Annotated in this window: 9 protein-coding genes; 1 reads left to right on the top strand and 8 read right to left on the bottom strand. The window is 65.3% G+C overall.

The window, feature by feature from the left end:
* The 5 genes from atzF to CH293_RS10620 are packed head-to-tail and all read right to left on the bottom strand — an operon-like array spanning position 1 to position 6670.
* Positions 1 to 1686, bottom strand: coding sequence for an allophanate hydrolase (atzF, locus tag CH293_RS10640; protein WP_255122793.1), 1686 nt, complete (start codon positions 1684 to 1686; stop codon positions 1 to 3).
* Entirely contained in the window at positions 1673 to 3715 is a 2043-nt protein-coding gene (locus CH293_RS10635) for a 5-oxoprolinase/urea amidolyase family protein (protein ID WP_094720159.1), read from the bottom strand. The genes atzF and CH293_RS10635 overlap by 14 nt, the downstream gene beginning before the upstream one ends.
* The gene (locus tag CH293_RS10630; RefSeq protein WP_176459970.1) at positions 3712 to 4332 is read right to left on the bottom strand and encodes an urea amidolyase associated protein UAAP2; all 621 of its coding nucleotides are present in this window, start codon (positions 4330 to 4332) and stop codon (positions 3712 to 3714) included. Before CH293_RS10630 ends, CH293_RS10635 begins: the two co-directional genes overlap by 4 nt.
* The gene (locus tag CH293_RS10625) at positions 4332 to 5123 is read right to left on the bottom strand and encodes an urea amidolyase associated protein UAAP1 (RefSeq protein ID WP_094720157.1); all 792 of its coding nucleotides are present in this window, start codon (positions 5121 to 5123) and stop codon (positions 4332 to 4334) included. Before CH293_RS10625 ends, CH293_RS10630 begins: the two co-directional genes overlap by 1 nt.
* A gap of 5 nt (positions 5124 to 5128) precedes the next feature.
* Entirely contained in the window at positions 5129 to 6670 is a 1542-nt protein-coding gene (locus CH293_RS10620) for an amino acid permease (RefSeq protein ID WP_037104043.1), read from the bottom strand.
* A gap of 201 nt (positions 6671 to 6871) precedes the next feature.
* On the opposite strand from CH293_RS10620, the gene CH293_RS10615 reads away from it, so the two are divergent.
* On the top strand, positions 6872 to 7564 hold the full coding sequence (locus CH293_RS10615; protein ID WP_094720156.1) for a TetR/AcrR family transcriptional regulator: 693 nt from the start codon (positions 6872 to 6874) through the stop codon (positions 7562 to 7564).
* Here CH293_RS10615 and CH293_RS10610 read toward each other — a convergent pair.
* The 3 genes from CH293_RS10610 to gltB form a co-directional block, all read right to left on the bottom strand.
* Complete coding sequence (locus tag CH293_RS10610) at positions 7537 to 8463, bottom strand: cutinase family protein (protein ID WP_094720155.1); 927 nt, start codon at positions 8461 to 8463, stop codon at positions 7537 to 7539. The two genes, CH293_RS10615 and CH293_RS10610, sit on opposite strands and share 28 nt — an antisense overlap.
* 244 nt (positions 8464 to 8707) lie before the next feature.
* On the bottom strand, positions 8708 to 10159 hold the full coding sequence (locus tag CH293_RS10605) for a glutamate synthase subunit beta (protein ID WP_037104035.1): 1452 nt from the start codon (positions 10157 to 10159) through the stop codon (positions 8708 to 8710).
* Complete coding sequence (gene gltB / locus CH293_RS10600; protein ID WP_094720154.1) at positions 10152 to 14741, bottom strand: glutamate synthase large subunit; 4590 nt, start codon at positions 14739 to 14741, stop codon at positions 10152 to 10154. Before gltB ends, CH293_RS10605 begins: the two co-directional genes overlap by 8 nt.
* Positions 14742 to 15232: the final 491 nt, after the last annotated feature.

Here is a 15232-nt window from a genome sequence, read left to right as displayed (position 1 = left end):
TCATACAGGTGCAGGGGTGCGCTCGCGGTACGCCCGCCAGCCACCGAATTTCGTGATGTCCACACCCGCGCCGGCCGCCTCGTACGAGCAGCAGAATCCCGTGACCCACCGGCCGTCGGACAGTTCCACCGGCGTCAGACCCATCGGAACCGGAAGACCGGCCAGGAACGTGCCCACACCCGCCGCGGACATCCGATACAACTCCCCGGCAATCGCAGCCCCGGCGCCGGAGGTATGCCGCACCAGACCGGGTTTCGGCGGCGTCGTCCCCAGATCGACCAGGCGATACGCGTCGGACGTCAGGACATCGCCGAGGAAGCGTGCACCGCGATCGGTCAGCTGGTGGTGCACCGGAAAGCCCTTCAGATGCGCTCCCACGACGAGAACATCGATGCCATCGGCGACGAGGACGGGTGCCGGGGCCGAGGTGAGCGCAGCAGCGAGGTCCACGGCTACCTGATCGTGGAAGCCCGGTACGACGACCATGACTCCGAACGGGTCGCCGGCACCGGTCGATTCTCCGGGAACCGCGACGGCCGCCATGTCCAGTAGGTTGCAGAAGTTGGTGAACGTCCCCATTCGCCTGTTGACGGCAAGCGGATCCGCTTGTACTGCAGCGATCGTCGGGTGCTCGGTCGTCGTCGGCAGCAAAAGCCCGTCGTACCCGTCCAGCAGGCCCACGGCGATGCGCTTGCCTGCGGCAATCGTCGACAGATCGTCGACGTACCGGTGCGCCGACGGCTCGGCGGCCCCGGAGACGATGCGCGCCACCGTGGCGTCCGCTGACGCAGGATTCGAGTCCAGGAACTCTCCCACCGCCGAATACCTCTGCGCAACAATCGCTCCGTCGTACAGCAACGTCGCGATGTCCAGAAGCGACGAGATGTCCACGGTGTCGTACTCGATCCCCCGTACCCGCAGGCCGGCCACCGTTCTGTCGAACGCATCGCGGTACTCGGGACTCAATGCGGCGAGGTCTTCGGCTCGGGGCACCGCCACCCTCGGGCTCGGCGACGCAGCCAGTCTCACGTCCGCCGGCCACGACCGGCTGCGTGGATCGGCGTCGTCGAACCCGGCCATGACGCGGGTGGCCAGGGTCGCCGTGTCGAGGTCGGTCGCCATCACCGTCACGCAGTCGTAGTCGACGCATGCCGGGACCACACCGGTCGTCGGAACGATCCCGAGAGTCGTCTTGATCCCGACGAGACCGTGGAACGACGCCGGTACGCGCCCCGAACCTGCAGTGTCCGTCCCGATTCCGATATCCGCGATTCCCAGCGCGACCGCGACGGCGGAGCCGGAACTGGAACCGCCCGACACTCGCTCGGGATCCCACGCACATCGCACTGTCCCGTACGGGCTCCGCGTCCCGACGAGACCGGTGGCGAACTGGTCGAGATTGGTCTTGCCGAGCACCAGAGCACCCTGCTCGACGAGGCGGGTGACCGCCGTCGCGGACACCTCGGGCACGTACGAGAACTCGGGGCACGCAGCCGTCGTCGGCAGCCCTGCGACGTCGACGTTGTCCTTCACCGCGACGAGCATTCCCGCGAGGGGCAACGATGCGTCGACGAGGTCCGCATCGGCAAGAACGTCGGCCTCACTGCGCAGCGTGATCCACACCTCGGGACGATCGACCTCGGCAATTCGCTCGTACGCCTGACGAATCCTGTCATGCAGCTGCATGGGACCCCTCCTTCTTGCTGAACTCGCCCGCTGCCGACCATGCAGCACGCTCGGCATCGAACGCTGCCGCCTGAATCGTGCGGAACTGCTCGATCGACTCGTGTTCGGCGGCGAGGAACTTGTCGTGCTCGGCAAGGGAGAATTCACCGTCGGTGATCTCCACTCCCCCGTTACCCCGCCCGGCCGCCGTGTCCGCGCGCAGATCCATCAGTTCCTCGGGCTCGACCGGATACCACGAAATCCGGTCGAAAAACCTGAGCAGCCAGGGGCTTTCGGGTTGGAACTGTCCTGGGGAGGCAGGACCGGAGCCTGTGGACTTTGTTTCGCCGGAATAGCGGTGGTTCCAGACCTGAGTTGTGCGGCCGACAAACTGGTAACCACCGGGGCCTTCCATTCCGTAGATGCAGAGGTATGCCCCGCCGATTCCGACGGCGTTCTCCGGGGTCCAGGTACGTGCGGGATTGTATTTGGTGGTGACCAGCCTGTGCCGCGGGTCGAGTGGGGTGGCGACGGGTGCCCCGAGGTAGACGTCACCCAGTCCGAGAACCATGTAGTCGGCTGCGAAGACGGTGTCGAACACGTCTGCGACGGAATCCAATCCGTTCATGCGCCGGATGAATTCGATGTTCCACGGGCACCACGGTGCGTCGGACCGGACGCCGTGCATGTAGCGGGCGATGGCTTCGCGGGTCGACGGGTCGTCCCAGGACAGAGGCATACGGACGGTGCGAGACGGAACGACGAGCTCCGATGCGGCGGGGAGGTCGGATTCGACGTCGTCGAGCAACCCCATCAGCGTCGTGATCGGCAGTACGTCCGGGTCGACCTTGACCTGCAGCGACCGGATTCCGGGTGTCAGATCCAGCAGTCCCTTCGGGGCGATCGCTTCGATACGCTGGTGCAGCGCATGTGCCCGTGCGCGCAGTGCGAGGTCCAGTTTCATGTCTCCGTACTCGACGAGCACGTTGTCGTCGCCGGAGCGCCGATACGTCACCGCGGTCTCACCGTCGCGGCGCGCGATGACGCCGTCGTCCCCGTCTCCGCCGGCGGAGAAGACGACCGGAAGCGATGCCCTGCGTTCGAGTCCCAGTGCGCCGAGTGCGGCCGCATGGGCGGCCTTCACCGGTACGAACCGGATGGTGTCCCCCGGCTTCAACTGCCCGAGCTTCCAGCGTTCGGCCGCAACGACGGTGACCGGACAGACGAAGCCGCCGAGGCTCGGGCCGTCGGGCCCCAGGAGGATCGGGGTGTCACCGGTGAAATCGAGCGCGCCTACCGAGTACGCGTTGTCATGGATGTTCGACGGGTGGAGCCCGGCCTCACCGCCGTCCTCGCGCGCCCATTCCGGCTGGGGACCGATGAGGCGCACACCCGTGCGGTCGGAGTTGAAGTGGACCTCGTACCGCGTCGCGTACAGGGTGTCCATGTCCGCGCGGGTGAAGAACTCGGGCGCGCCGTGCGGCCCCTCGGTCACCGCGATGTCCCACGTCGTCGTCAGGACGGGACGATGTTCCATGGGAATGGATCGAATGCCGTCTCGACCGGCGCCCCCGGCGACCTCGAGGACATCTCCTTCGGCAAGGGTGCCGCCGCGGTGGCCCCCGAATTTGCCGAGCGTGAACGTGGCCGCGCTGCCGAGATAGTCCTCGACTTCGATCCGTCCCTGCACCGTCACGTAGACGCGCAGGCCTGCTCCCGTGGTGGGTCCGACGTCCAGCACCGCACCGGCCGGGACCAGGACGGGCCGCCACTGAGGCACGTCGGTCCCGTCGATCCGCACACGAGCGTCCGCACCGGTGACACACACGTACGTATCGGCGTCGAACGTCAACGCAGGGCCGGCCATCGCGGACTCGAGGCCCGGGGCGCCCTCGGGATTCCCGAGGGCCACATTGCCCAGGCGGAACGACAGATCGTCCATCGGCCCCGACGGAGGAACCCCCACCTTCCAGTAGCCGACGCGTCCCGGCCAGTCCTGCACCGTCGTCAGCATGCCCGGCCGCACGACGGTCATCTTGGTGGTGCTCATGGCCTGCTCACCACCATACGAACCGACGTCGGGTCGAACCCGTTGCAGGGATTGTTGATCTGCGGGCAGTTCGAGACCAGAACGAGGGTGTCCACCTCGGCGCGCAAGGACAGCGACTTCCCGGGCGCCGACAAACCGTCGACGATGCCGAGTGTGCCGTCCGCGTCGACGGGCACGTTCATGAAGAAGTTGATGTTGGACACCATGTCTCGCTTGCCGAGTCCCCACTTGGCTCCCTCGATCAGGAAATTCTCCACGCACGCGTGCTGGTGCCGAGTGTGGTGGCCGTAGCGCAGGGTGTTCGACTCCTGCGAGCAGGCGCCGCCGACGGTGTCGTGATTACCGACCTCGTCGGCGACGATCGTCATCAGCGGTGACGAATCATCGCTGCGCAGCACGGTTCCGGAGGTGAGGAACAGGTTGCGCTGGGCAGTGACCGTCGCTGCTGCCGAGTACCGGACGGCGTGATCGTCGGCGGCGTAGAGCAACGTGTCCACGGCCTGGTTGCCGTGCAGGTCGATCATCGTCAGGACATCGCCCGCCTTCACGATGGCCGACCACGGGCCACGAGCGTCGGCGACCTGGTCGAGGACTACCGCTCCGAGTGTCGTTGTCATCATGCACCTTTCGGGTTCAGCGCGGTCCAGGCGCTCTCGGTGTTCCATACCGCGCGCTCGTACTCCGGTTCGGAGTTCGGGAGTGCGAGCAGCTCCTCCGACGCATCCCAGGCGGTCACGTCGAGTGCCGTCGTGCCGAACGAGTCCGCGGGATCGAGTGGGTGCGCGGTGTTCGCGAGCAGCACGACGACCGGCAGGTGGATCAGCAGATCGACTTCGGTACCGGGGCCGGCCGAGCCGGTGCTGGTGAGTGTTCCGTCGGCGTCGACACGCACTCCGTGGAAGAACGAGATCGACGGGGGGAGATCACGTGGCTCCAGGCCGTTCTTGGCGGCTCCGACGGTGAACATCTCGCGGCCCGCGGGCGACGCGGAATGCAGGGCCCCTGTCCCGTACTTCGCCGCATTCGTTGCTGCCGAGGTGGTTCCGCACAGCGCGTCGTGACGGCCCGAACTGTCCGCGACGACGGTGGCGAGGACTCTGCCCTGATCCGACAGCAGCGGATGCCCTGTCGTGATGTACGCCTGCCAGGGGACCTTGACCGTGTCGGCCGCATTGAGTCTCTCCCACGGCGCGTCGGCGCGGTAGAGCAGCAGATGGGCGCAGGCGGCGCCGTCGACGTCGCGCAACCTCAGCCGTGTCCCGCGGGCCAGGACCTTGGTGGAATACCGGCCGCCGGGAATCGTCTCGGCCCAGGTGAGCTCCACACCGTCGGGGCCGGTAGGGGCGTCGACCTCAGCGGCCTGCGAGCGCGCATGTTCCTTGGCGGCGTGAGTGGTTGCTGTGCTCATGTGTTCTACGCTCCGATCGTGACGGGTCGTGGGTGTGCTTTTGCGCGGGGGAAGCAGGCGATGCCCACCACCACGACGGCCAGCACGGTCAGTGGGGCGGCCCACTGCAGAATCGGGTATTCCCCAGTGGGATTGAAGATTTCGGCACGCGGCCAGGACAGGTTGATCACCATCAGTCCGCCGTACAGAACGGCTGCGATGTTCACGGGGATGCCGAGCCAGCCGAGGGTGAAGAGTTTCTTTCCTTCGGCGTCCACCTGCACTCCACCGCGGGGCCAGCCTTTCAGGCGCTGGACCAGCAGTGGGACGGTGACCATCATGTAGGCGAGGTAGATCAGCACGATGCAGACACTGGTGAGGGTCGTGAACAGGGCGGCGTTGCCGACGTTGACCGCGAGTACTGCAACACAGGCCAATCCGATGAGAACTGAAGGGGCAATGGGCGTTCCGGTCTTCGAGTTCACCTTGGACAGAATGGCCGACGCGGGAAGCCGTCCGTCGCGGGCCATGGAGAACATCAACCGTGATGCAGCGGTCTGGATGGCCAACGTGCAGATGAAGACTGCGATGGCGACATCGATCAAGAGGACCGTGCCCCACGGCGACGTCAGGATGGAGTCGATGACATAGGGAAGGCCGAGCGTCGCGAGATTGCCGTCGGTCAGCGACGGTGCCGCCATCAATGCGCCGACGATCATCAGCCCACCGCCGAGGGCCGACGCGGACAACGCAAGCCTGATCGTACGGGGTGCGACCCGACGCGGATTGTGGGTTTCCTCGGCAAGCTCACCGGCAGAACCGAATCCGACCATCACGTAGGCAGCCATGAGTCCCGAGACGATCCACGCCCAGATGTAACCGGGTTCGGCTCCCGCGGCACCGGTGTCGAGGACGACCTGGGGTCCGCGCTGTGCGTGGGTGAAGAACACGAGTACCAGGGCGATGACGCCGACGATCTCGCACGTGACGCCGATCGAGTTGATGCGCGACATCCAGTTCACGCCGATCGAGTTGATGGTCGTCGTGAGGACAAGCAACACGGACCCGAGGATGACTGCGTTGGTGGCACCGCTGGGGGACGTCAGTGCCGGATCGTCGCCGACGATCTGGAATCCGCTCCACACGCTCGGCAGAACCACCTGCAAAGCGATGGCCGCGGCCGACGCCGTGACGATTTGCGCGATGATCATGAACCAGCCGGCGAACCAGCCGACGATCTCTCCGCCCATCCTGCGCGCCCACTGGTAGATGGCGCCTGAAATGGGATACCGGGCAGCAAGTTCCGCGAAGTTGAGCGCGACCATGAACTGACCGAGGAACACCAGCGGCCAGGTGAAGAAGAACGCGGGTCCGCCGAAACTGAAGCCGAGGGCGAACAACTGGAAGATCGTGGTGAGTATCGAGACGAACGAGAATCCGGCAGCGAACGATGCGAACTTGCCGAGCGAACGGTGCAGTTGCTGTTCGTATCCGAGCTCCGCGAGATCGGAGTGGTCACTGCGTAGTGGCGAGGACCCTTCGGGTGCGGGCAGAGTAGTCGAGCTCATGGATGTCTCCTCGAGAGAAAGAGTGACTGCGGGAAGGTGCATGACCGCCCGTCTGCGCTGCCGGTGCGGGCTTTTCTGTCAGTCGATAGTTTTCCGGCCCGAGGTGCCCCGCGAGTGACGGCGATGAAACAACTACGTTTCGCAGGTTTCTATCGAATGACAGAAACTTCACGGCCGCGTCGTCGATGCCAGGATGGACCCATGACCACCGCAGGCCGACCAAGGCTCAGTACCAAGAAGCGGCCAGGAGACACTGCTCTCGACGAAATACTCGACGCCGCGGCAGAGCTGTTCACCACCCGCGGCTTCACCAACACGTCCACGCGCATGATCGCCGACGCCGTCGGCATGCGTCAGGCATCGCTGTACCACCACTTCGCCAACAAGGACGAGTTGCTGAGCCTGTTGCTCAGCGGAACCGTCGACGGTCCACTGGCCGTCGCACAGCGCATCGCCGATTCCGACGCGGCCCCCGCGGTGAAGATGTACGCGCTCGCATTGTTCGACGCCGACCAGCTCTGCCGATCTCACTGGAACCTCGGTGCGCTGTATCTACTCCCGGAGATCCGCGAGCCTCGCTTCGACACCTTCCGGGCACACCGGCACGCACTGATGGACCGGTACGCCTCGATTGCAGCGGATGTTCTCCGCGAAACGACAGCCGCACTGCCCGGCACCGAGGAGTTGCCGTTCCGGCTCGTCGAAACCGTTGTCAACGGCCGCGCCGACGCCGAGAGTGGCCGCGACGCGTCAGGAGAGGACTACGCCCGCGTCGTCGCGGAAGCAGCGGTCCGAGTACTCGGCTGGAGCGGCTCGGTGGACGAGCTGCACACCGAGGCGACGCCGCTGCTGGCGCATGCGGCCGATCACGTACCCGACGCACCCACGAGATAGTTCGCCAGCCACGTCGTTGCGCTCACGCCGCTCGAATCCACCGCGTACGACGCGTACTCCTGGTGGATCCCCGAGCGGTAGAACGCCTCGATCTCTCGGCGCCGCTGCTCGTTCGCCTGGTCCGACAGTTGCCCCTGCAGAACCGGAAGCCCGCCGGCCGACGCGATGTCACCGAGCAGAATCTGCGCATCCTGCTGCGCTTTCGCCGCCACGTCCGGGCTCGGATCCGAGGACACCGCAAGGAAACCCGCGAGCCGCGCCACGTAGTCGTCCTTCGGCGTCGAGCAATACAGGTCGCCGACCGCGCAGAACGTACGGACGACCGGGCTGACGTATCCGAACCCGCCCACCCGAGGCCCACCGACACCGGTGCCGACCACCTCGGGCCCGACCAGCGCGTCGGCGTCGGACCGCTTGGGATCGGAGATCAACCCAACCGCGACGACCTTGTCCGCCGGAACCACGCCGAGGCCGGTACCGATCGACGCCGCGAGGTCTCCGGCAGCATCCGCCCCCTGGCTGTATCCGATGATGCCGAATTTCGTTGCACCACAACGGTCTGCCATCGACTTCAGCATGCCGCCCGCGTTGGCGGTGGCGATTGCACGCGACTCGCCGTAGATGCCGCCCTCCCACGGAAACGCCGTCGCCGGATAGGACACGTACTCCGTGCGGATCTCGCTGCTCGCGATGCGGTCGGTGACGGCAGTCAGCATCCCCGGCCGCGGCGCGGCGCCCGAACTGGTCTCCCACGTGCCCGGAATCGCGACGACGTACATGCTGGGGCACGACGCCGGATCCGCCGCCGCCGTGGTGGCAGTGGCGGTGGACATCGCCGCCGACCCAGCAGCGACCGTCAATACGGATCCGATGGTGGCGACAAGCTTCTTCACGCGCATGGTGCGGCCTCACTGCGTCAGCGGACATTCGACTACTGGCTGTGAGAATTCCAGTGCCTGATGTCGAATCGATGCCCAATCGGTAAACGCAGGTTACCTAAATTCGTGATGGTTCACATACGGGAACGAAAACGAGGTTTCAGCGCTCGAAACATGCATTTCGACCGTCCCCCAACGCATGAATGGCGCCACCGCAGCCGTCTGACGGTTGCGGTGGCGCCATTCATGCCGAAGCGAGAAAAAACTACCTCTGCGGCGCCTGGGTGGGGACGATCGGCGCGGGCAGTGCAGTGGCACCCTGCAGGAAGGTGTCGACGGCGGCTGCGCAGGAGCGACCCTCGGCGATGGCCCACACGATGAGCGACTGGCCGCGGCCCATGTCACCGGCGACGAAGACGCCAGGCACGTTGGTGACCCACTCGTTCGAGCGCTTGACGTTGCCGCGTTCGTTCAGGTCCACACCGAGATCGGTGAGCAGGCCTGGCTTCTCCGGTCCGACGAAGCCCATGGCGAGGAGGACGAGATCGGCTTCGAGGGTGAACTCGCTGCCCTCGACCTTCTCGAACTTGCCTGCCTTGAACTCGACCTCGTGAGCTTCGAGTCCGGTGACCTTGCCGTCCTTGCCGAGGAAACGCTCGGTGTTGACGGAGAACACGCGCTCGCCGCCCTCTTCGTGCGCCGACGCGACACGGAACATCAGCGGGTACAGCGGCCACGGAGTGGACGTTGCACGCTCTTCCGGCGGACGCGCCATGATCTCGAACTGGTGGACGCTTGTCGCGCCCTGACGGTGCGAGGTACCGAGGCAGTCCGCGCCGGTGTCGCCGCCGCCGATGATGACGACCTTCTTGCCCTCGGCGCTGACGGGAGGCTCGGCAAAGTCGCCCTGCTGCACGCGGTTGGCGTGGGGCAGGAACTCCATGGCCTGGTAGATGCCCTCGTTCTCGCGGCCTTCGATCGGCAGGTCGCGCCACGCGGTGGCGCCACCGGAGAGCACGACAGCGTCGAATTCCGCGCGCAGTTCGTCGGCCGTGATGTCGACGCCGACGTTGACGCCGGTGCGGAACACCGTGCCCTCGGCCTCCATCTGCGCCAGACGGCGGTCGATGTGGCGCTTCTCCATCTTGAACTCGGGGATGCCGTAGCGCAGCAGTCCACCGATGCGGTCGGCGCGCTCGAAGACCGTCACGGTGTGGCCGGCACGCGTCAGCTGCTGCGCTGCAGCGAGACCCGCAGGACCGGAGCCGACGACGGCGACCGTCTTGCCGGTCAGGTGCGTCGGGTAGACCGGGGTGACCCAGCCTTCCTCGAAGGCCTTGTCGATGATCTCGACCTCGACCTGCTTGATCGTCACCGGATCCTGGTTGATGCCCAGGACGCACGACGCCTCGCACGGCGCCGGGCACAGCCGCCCGGTGAACTCCGGGAAGTTGTTGGTGGCGTGCAGACGGTCGATTCCTTCACGCCAGCGGTCCTTGAAGACCAGGTCGTTCCACTCGGGAATCAGGTTCCCGAGCGGGCAGCCGTTGTGGCAGAACGGAATTCCGCAGTCCATGCACCGACTGGCCTGGGTCTGCAGAGTGTCCTTCGAGAAGTCTTCGTAGACCTCTTTCCAGTCCATCAGTCGCAGGTCGACCGGCCGACGCTTCGGCAGTTCGCGGACGGTGTTCTTCAGAAATCCCTGTGGGTCACCCACGAGCTGCCTCCATGATCGCCTCGTCCACGTCCGCGCCGTTCTTCTCGGCCTCGGAGATGGCAAGCAGTACCTTCTTGTAATCGCGAGGCATGACCTTCACGAAGTGGTTCACCTGCTGTGACCAGTCCGCCAGGATGCGCTCCGCGACATCGGATCCCGTTTCCTCGTGGTGGCGAGTGACGATTTCCTTGAGCCAGGTGAACTCGTCGCCCTCGATGTTCTCGATGTCGACCAGCTCGGTGTTGAGGTTCGCCTCGAACGTCTTGTTCGGGTCGAAGACGAACGCCACGCCGCCGGACATACCGGCACCGAAGTTGCGGCCGGTCTCACCGAGGATGACGACCTTTCCACCGGTCATGTACTCGCAGCCGTGGTCGCCGACACCTTCGACGACGGCAACGGCACCGGAATTACGGACCGCGAAACGCTCGCCGACGACGCCGCGGATGAGAGCCTCACCCTGCGTCGCGCCGAACAGGAAGACGTTGCCACCGATGATGTTGTCCTCGGCGACGAATCCTGCAGGAGCGTTCAGCGACGGCCGCACGATGATGCGTCCACCGGACAGGCCCTTGCCGACGAAGTCGTTGGCGTCGCCGTTGAGGCGGAGGGTCATGCCCGACGGCACGAACGCGCCGAAGCTGTTACCGGCCGAACCCGTGAACGTGATGTCGATGGTGTTGTCCGGCAGGCCGACTCCGCCGTACGCCTTGGTCAGCTCATGGCCGAGCATGGTGCCGACGGTGCGGTTGACGTTGGTGATCTTGGACTCGAACGTGACCTTCTCGCCCTTGTCCAGAGCATTGCGACTCTGAGCGATGAGCTGCTGGTCCAGCGCCTTGTCCAGCCCGTGATCCTGGACGCCCGTGTTGTAGAGGTCCTGGTTCATGAACGCCGACTCGACCTCGTCGAGGATGGGCGACAGATCCAGCTTGGACGCCTTCCACGCTTCCTTCGCTGCGGTGGTGTCCAACAGGGCGACCTGACCGACGGCTTCGTTGAGCGTGCGGAAGCCGAGCTCGGCCAGAAGCTCGCGAACCTCTTCTGCGATGAACATGAAGAAGTTCTCGACGAACTCGGGCTTGCCTGCGAAACGCCTGCGCAGCACCGGGTTCTGCGTCGCGACACCGACGGGGCAGGTGTCGAGGTGGCAGACGCGCATCATGATGCAGCCCGACACGACGAGAGGCGCGGTCGCGAAACCGAACTCCTCGCCACCGAGCAGTGCGGCGACCATGACGTCGCGACCGGTCTTGAGCTGTCCGTCGACCTGCACGACGATGCGGTCACGGAGACCGTTGAGCAGCAGCGTCTGCTGGGTCTCGGCGAGACCGAGTTCCCACGGTCCACCTGCGTGCTTGACCGACGTCAGCGGCGTGGCACCGGTGCCGCCGTCGTGGCCGGAGATGAGCACCACGTCGGCGTGCGCCTTGGAGACACCGGCCGCGACCGTGCCGACTCCGACCTCGGAGACCAGCTTCACGTGGATGCGTGCCTGCGGGTTGGCGTTCTTCAGGTCGTGGATCAGCTGAGCGAGATCCTCGATCGAGTAGATGTCGTGGTGCGGCGGCGGCGAGATGAGGCCGACGCCAGGCGTCGAGTGACGAACCTCGGCGACCCACGGGTACACCTTGTGCGCCGGAAGCTGGCCGCCCTCACCGGGCTTGGCACCTTGGGCCATCTTGATCTGGATGTCGGTGCAGTTGGTCAGGTAGTGCGAGGTGACACCGAAGCGACCCGACGCCACCTGCTTGATCGCGCTACGACGCCAGTCGCCGTTCTCGTCGGGCTCGAAGCGGTCGACGCTCTCGCCGCCCTCACCGGAGTTGGAACGTCCGCCGAGGCGGTTCATGGCGATCGCGAGGGTCTCGTGAGCCTCGGCGGAGATGGATCCGTAGCTCATCGCGCCCGTCGAGAATCGCTTGACGATCTCCGAGGCGGGCTCCACCTCGTCGATGGAAATCGACTGGCGCTCTTCGGTCTTGAAGCGGAACAGACCGCGAAGCGACGCGAGGCGCTCGGACTGATCGTCGACCATCTTCGTGTATTCCTTGAAGATGTCGTACTGACCGGTGCGGGTCGAGTGCTGCAGCTTGAACACGGTGTCGGGGTTGAAGAGGTGGTACTCCCCTTCACGGCGCCACTGGTACTCGCCGCCGACCTCGAGTTCACGGTGTGCACGTTCCTGACGGTTCTCGAGGTACGCCATGCCGTGGCGGGTGGCCACGTCCTGTGCGATCTGCTCGAGTTCGATACCGCCGAGGTGGCTGTTCAAACCGGTGAAGTACTCGTCGACGAGACCCTGCGACAGGCCGATGACCTGGAACAGCTGAGCGCCGGTGTACGAGGCGAGTGTGGAGATGCCCATCTTGGACATCACCTTCAGCACGCCCTTGCCTGCTGCCTTGATGTAGTTGGAGACGGCCTTGTCGAACTCGATGCCCGTCAGTGCACCGCGCTCGATCATGTCCTCGATGGACTCGAACGCCATGTACGGGTTGACCGCAGCGGCACCGAAGCCGATGAGCAGAGCCATGTGGTGCACCTCGCGTGCATCACCGGACTCCACGATCAGACCGACCTTGGTACGCGTCTTCTCACGCACGAGGTGGTGGTGCACCGCCGAGGTCAGCAGCAGCGACGGGATCGGGGCCAGCTTCTCGCTCGACTCACGGTCCGACAGCACGATGATGCGCGCGCCACCGGAGATGGCGGCGGACACCTGAGCGCGGATGGCCTCCAACGACTTCTGCAGACCTTCGCCACCTTCGGCGACGGGGTAGAGGCCGCGCACGACGACCGAGCGCAGGCCTTCCTGGGTGCCCTCGTCGTTGATGTGGACGAGCTTGGCCAGGTCGTCGTTGTGCAGGATCGGCTGCGGGAGCACGATCTGCTTGCACGCGTCGGGGCCGGGGTTGAGCAGGTCGCCCTCGGGTCCGATCGTTCCGCCGAGGCTGGTGACGATCTCCTCGCGGATCGCGTCGAGCGGCGGGTTGGTGACCTGCGCGAAGAGCTGCGAGAAGTAGTCGAACAGCATCCGAGGACGAGCCGACAGCACGGCGATCGGAGTGTCGGTACCCATCGAACCGATGGCCTCGGCGCCGGTCTTCGCCATCGGCGAGACCAGAACGTTCAGCTCCTCGGTGGTGTAGCCGAAGATCTGCTGACGGATGAGAACGCGGTCGTGCGGCATGTGCACGTGCGGACGGTCCGGCAGGTCGTCGATCGAGGTCAGACCTTCGTCGAGCCACTGCTGGTACGGGTGCTCGGCGGCGAGCTCGTCCTTGATCTCGTCGTCGGAGACGATTCGGCCCTGCGCGGTGTCCACCAGGAACATACGGCCGGGCTGCAGACGAACCTTGCGGACGACCTTCGCCGGATCGATGTCCAGGACGCCGACCTCGGAGGCCATGACGACCAGACCGTCGTCGGTGACCCAGAGTCGGCTGGGGCGCAGACCGTTTCGGTCCAGGACCGCGCCGATGACGGTGCCGTCGGTGAAACACACCGACGCCGGTCCGTCCCAGGGCTCCATCAGCGAGGAGTGGTACTTGTAGAACGCCCGGCGAGCGGGGTCCATCGACTCGTGACGCTCCCAGGCTTCGGGAATCATCATGAGGACGGCATGCGGAAGGCTGCGTCCGCCGAGGTGCAGAAGCTCGAGAACCTCGTCGAAACGTGCAGTGTCGCTTGCACCTTCGGTGACGACCGGGAAGATCTTCTCGAGGGCGTCGGATCCACCGAACACGTCGGAGGTGATGAGCGCCTCGCGGGCGCGCATCCAGTTCTCGTTACCGGTGGCGGTGTTGATCTCACCGTTGTGCGCGACGCGGCGGAACGGGTGCGCCAGCGGCCACGACGGGAACGTGTTGGTGGAGAAACGCGAATGCACAAGGCCGAGAGCGCTTTCCACACGCTCGTCCTGCAGGTCGAGATAGAAGCCCTTGAGCTGAGGCGTCGTCAGCATGCCCTTGTAGACGAAGGTCTGCGAGGACAGCGACGGGAAGTAGACGGTCTCGCGGCCGGGGCCGTCCTTGCCCGCGCCCTCTTCGCCGAGCTCGTGCTCCACGCGCTTACGGATGACGAAGGCAGCGCGCTCGAGAGCCAGATCGGTAACGGAGTTGTCCGACGAGGCGAAGAACAATTGACGGAACGTCGGCATCGCGTCGCGCGCGAGCGCCCCGAGGGAGGAGTCGTCGGTGGGAACCTCACGCCATCCGAGGACCTTCATGCCCTCTTCTTCGACGATGCGGACGACGTCGTCGCTCGCACGGGCGGCGTCTTTCTTGCCCTGCGGCAGGAATGCGATTCCGGTGGCGTACGAACCAGCGGCGGGCAGCTCGAAATCGACCACGGCACGGAAGAACGCGTCCGGTACCTGGATCAGGATTCCGGCGCCGTCACCGGTGTTGGGTTCGGAGCCGGCGGCGCCCCGGTGCTCGAGGTTGACCAGCGCGGTGATGGCCTTCTCGACGATGTCTCGACTACGACGACCATGCATGTCCACCACGAACGCGACACCACATGAGTCGTGTTCGTTGCGGGGGTCGTAGAGGCCTTGGGGGCCCGGAGTGTGCTTCATACCTAGCCTTCGGATAAGTCCAGCCTTCAAGTACGTCGGATCGGCGCGGTACAGATAACCGGCCGTCGCGGACGGCTATTCGGTGCCGTTCGCCGTTGAAGCAGCACCACCGGAGGCGATCTTCGGATAACGTCGAGCGGGTGCGCTCGAAACGGTGAAACGAAGGTGCCTTTCGGGCGGATCGACAATTGGGTACGTCGGTCCAACAACAAACGATAAGTCAGCACCTAGGCCAACCTGCAAATAAGGTAAGCCTATTCAGGCTCTCTACCTGGACTTTTACAATTCCCTGACCCCTGCATTGCGCCCCCCTGGCTCGTTCGATGATCGTTCGAACCCGAAAAATACCCTCATCGACCCGCGTTCGCGGCGAGTTCTGCGGTACTGGAAGAGGATCCGGGAATTACACGGACGACATTCGAGTCTCGTGGACACGTATCGGGGGCGCATCACCCCGAAAATGACTACCCGAAAATGACTACTGGCCGCAG

This window comes from Rhodococcus sp. 14-2470-1b (genome assembly GCF_002259415.1).
In the GTDB taxonomy this organism is placed as follows: Bacteria; Actinomycetota; Actinomycetes; order Mycobacteriales; family Mycobacteriaceae; genus Rhodococcoides.
Note: the sequence above shows the minus strand (reverse complement) of the source record. Positions and strands in the feature narration are given on the sequence as shown.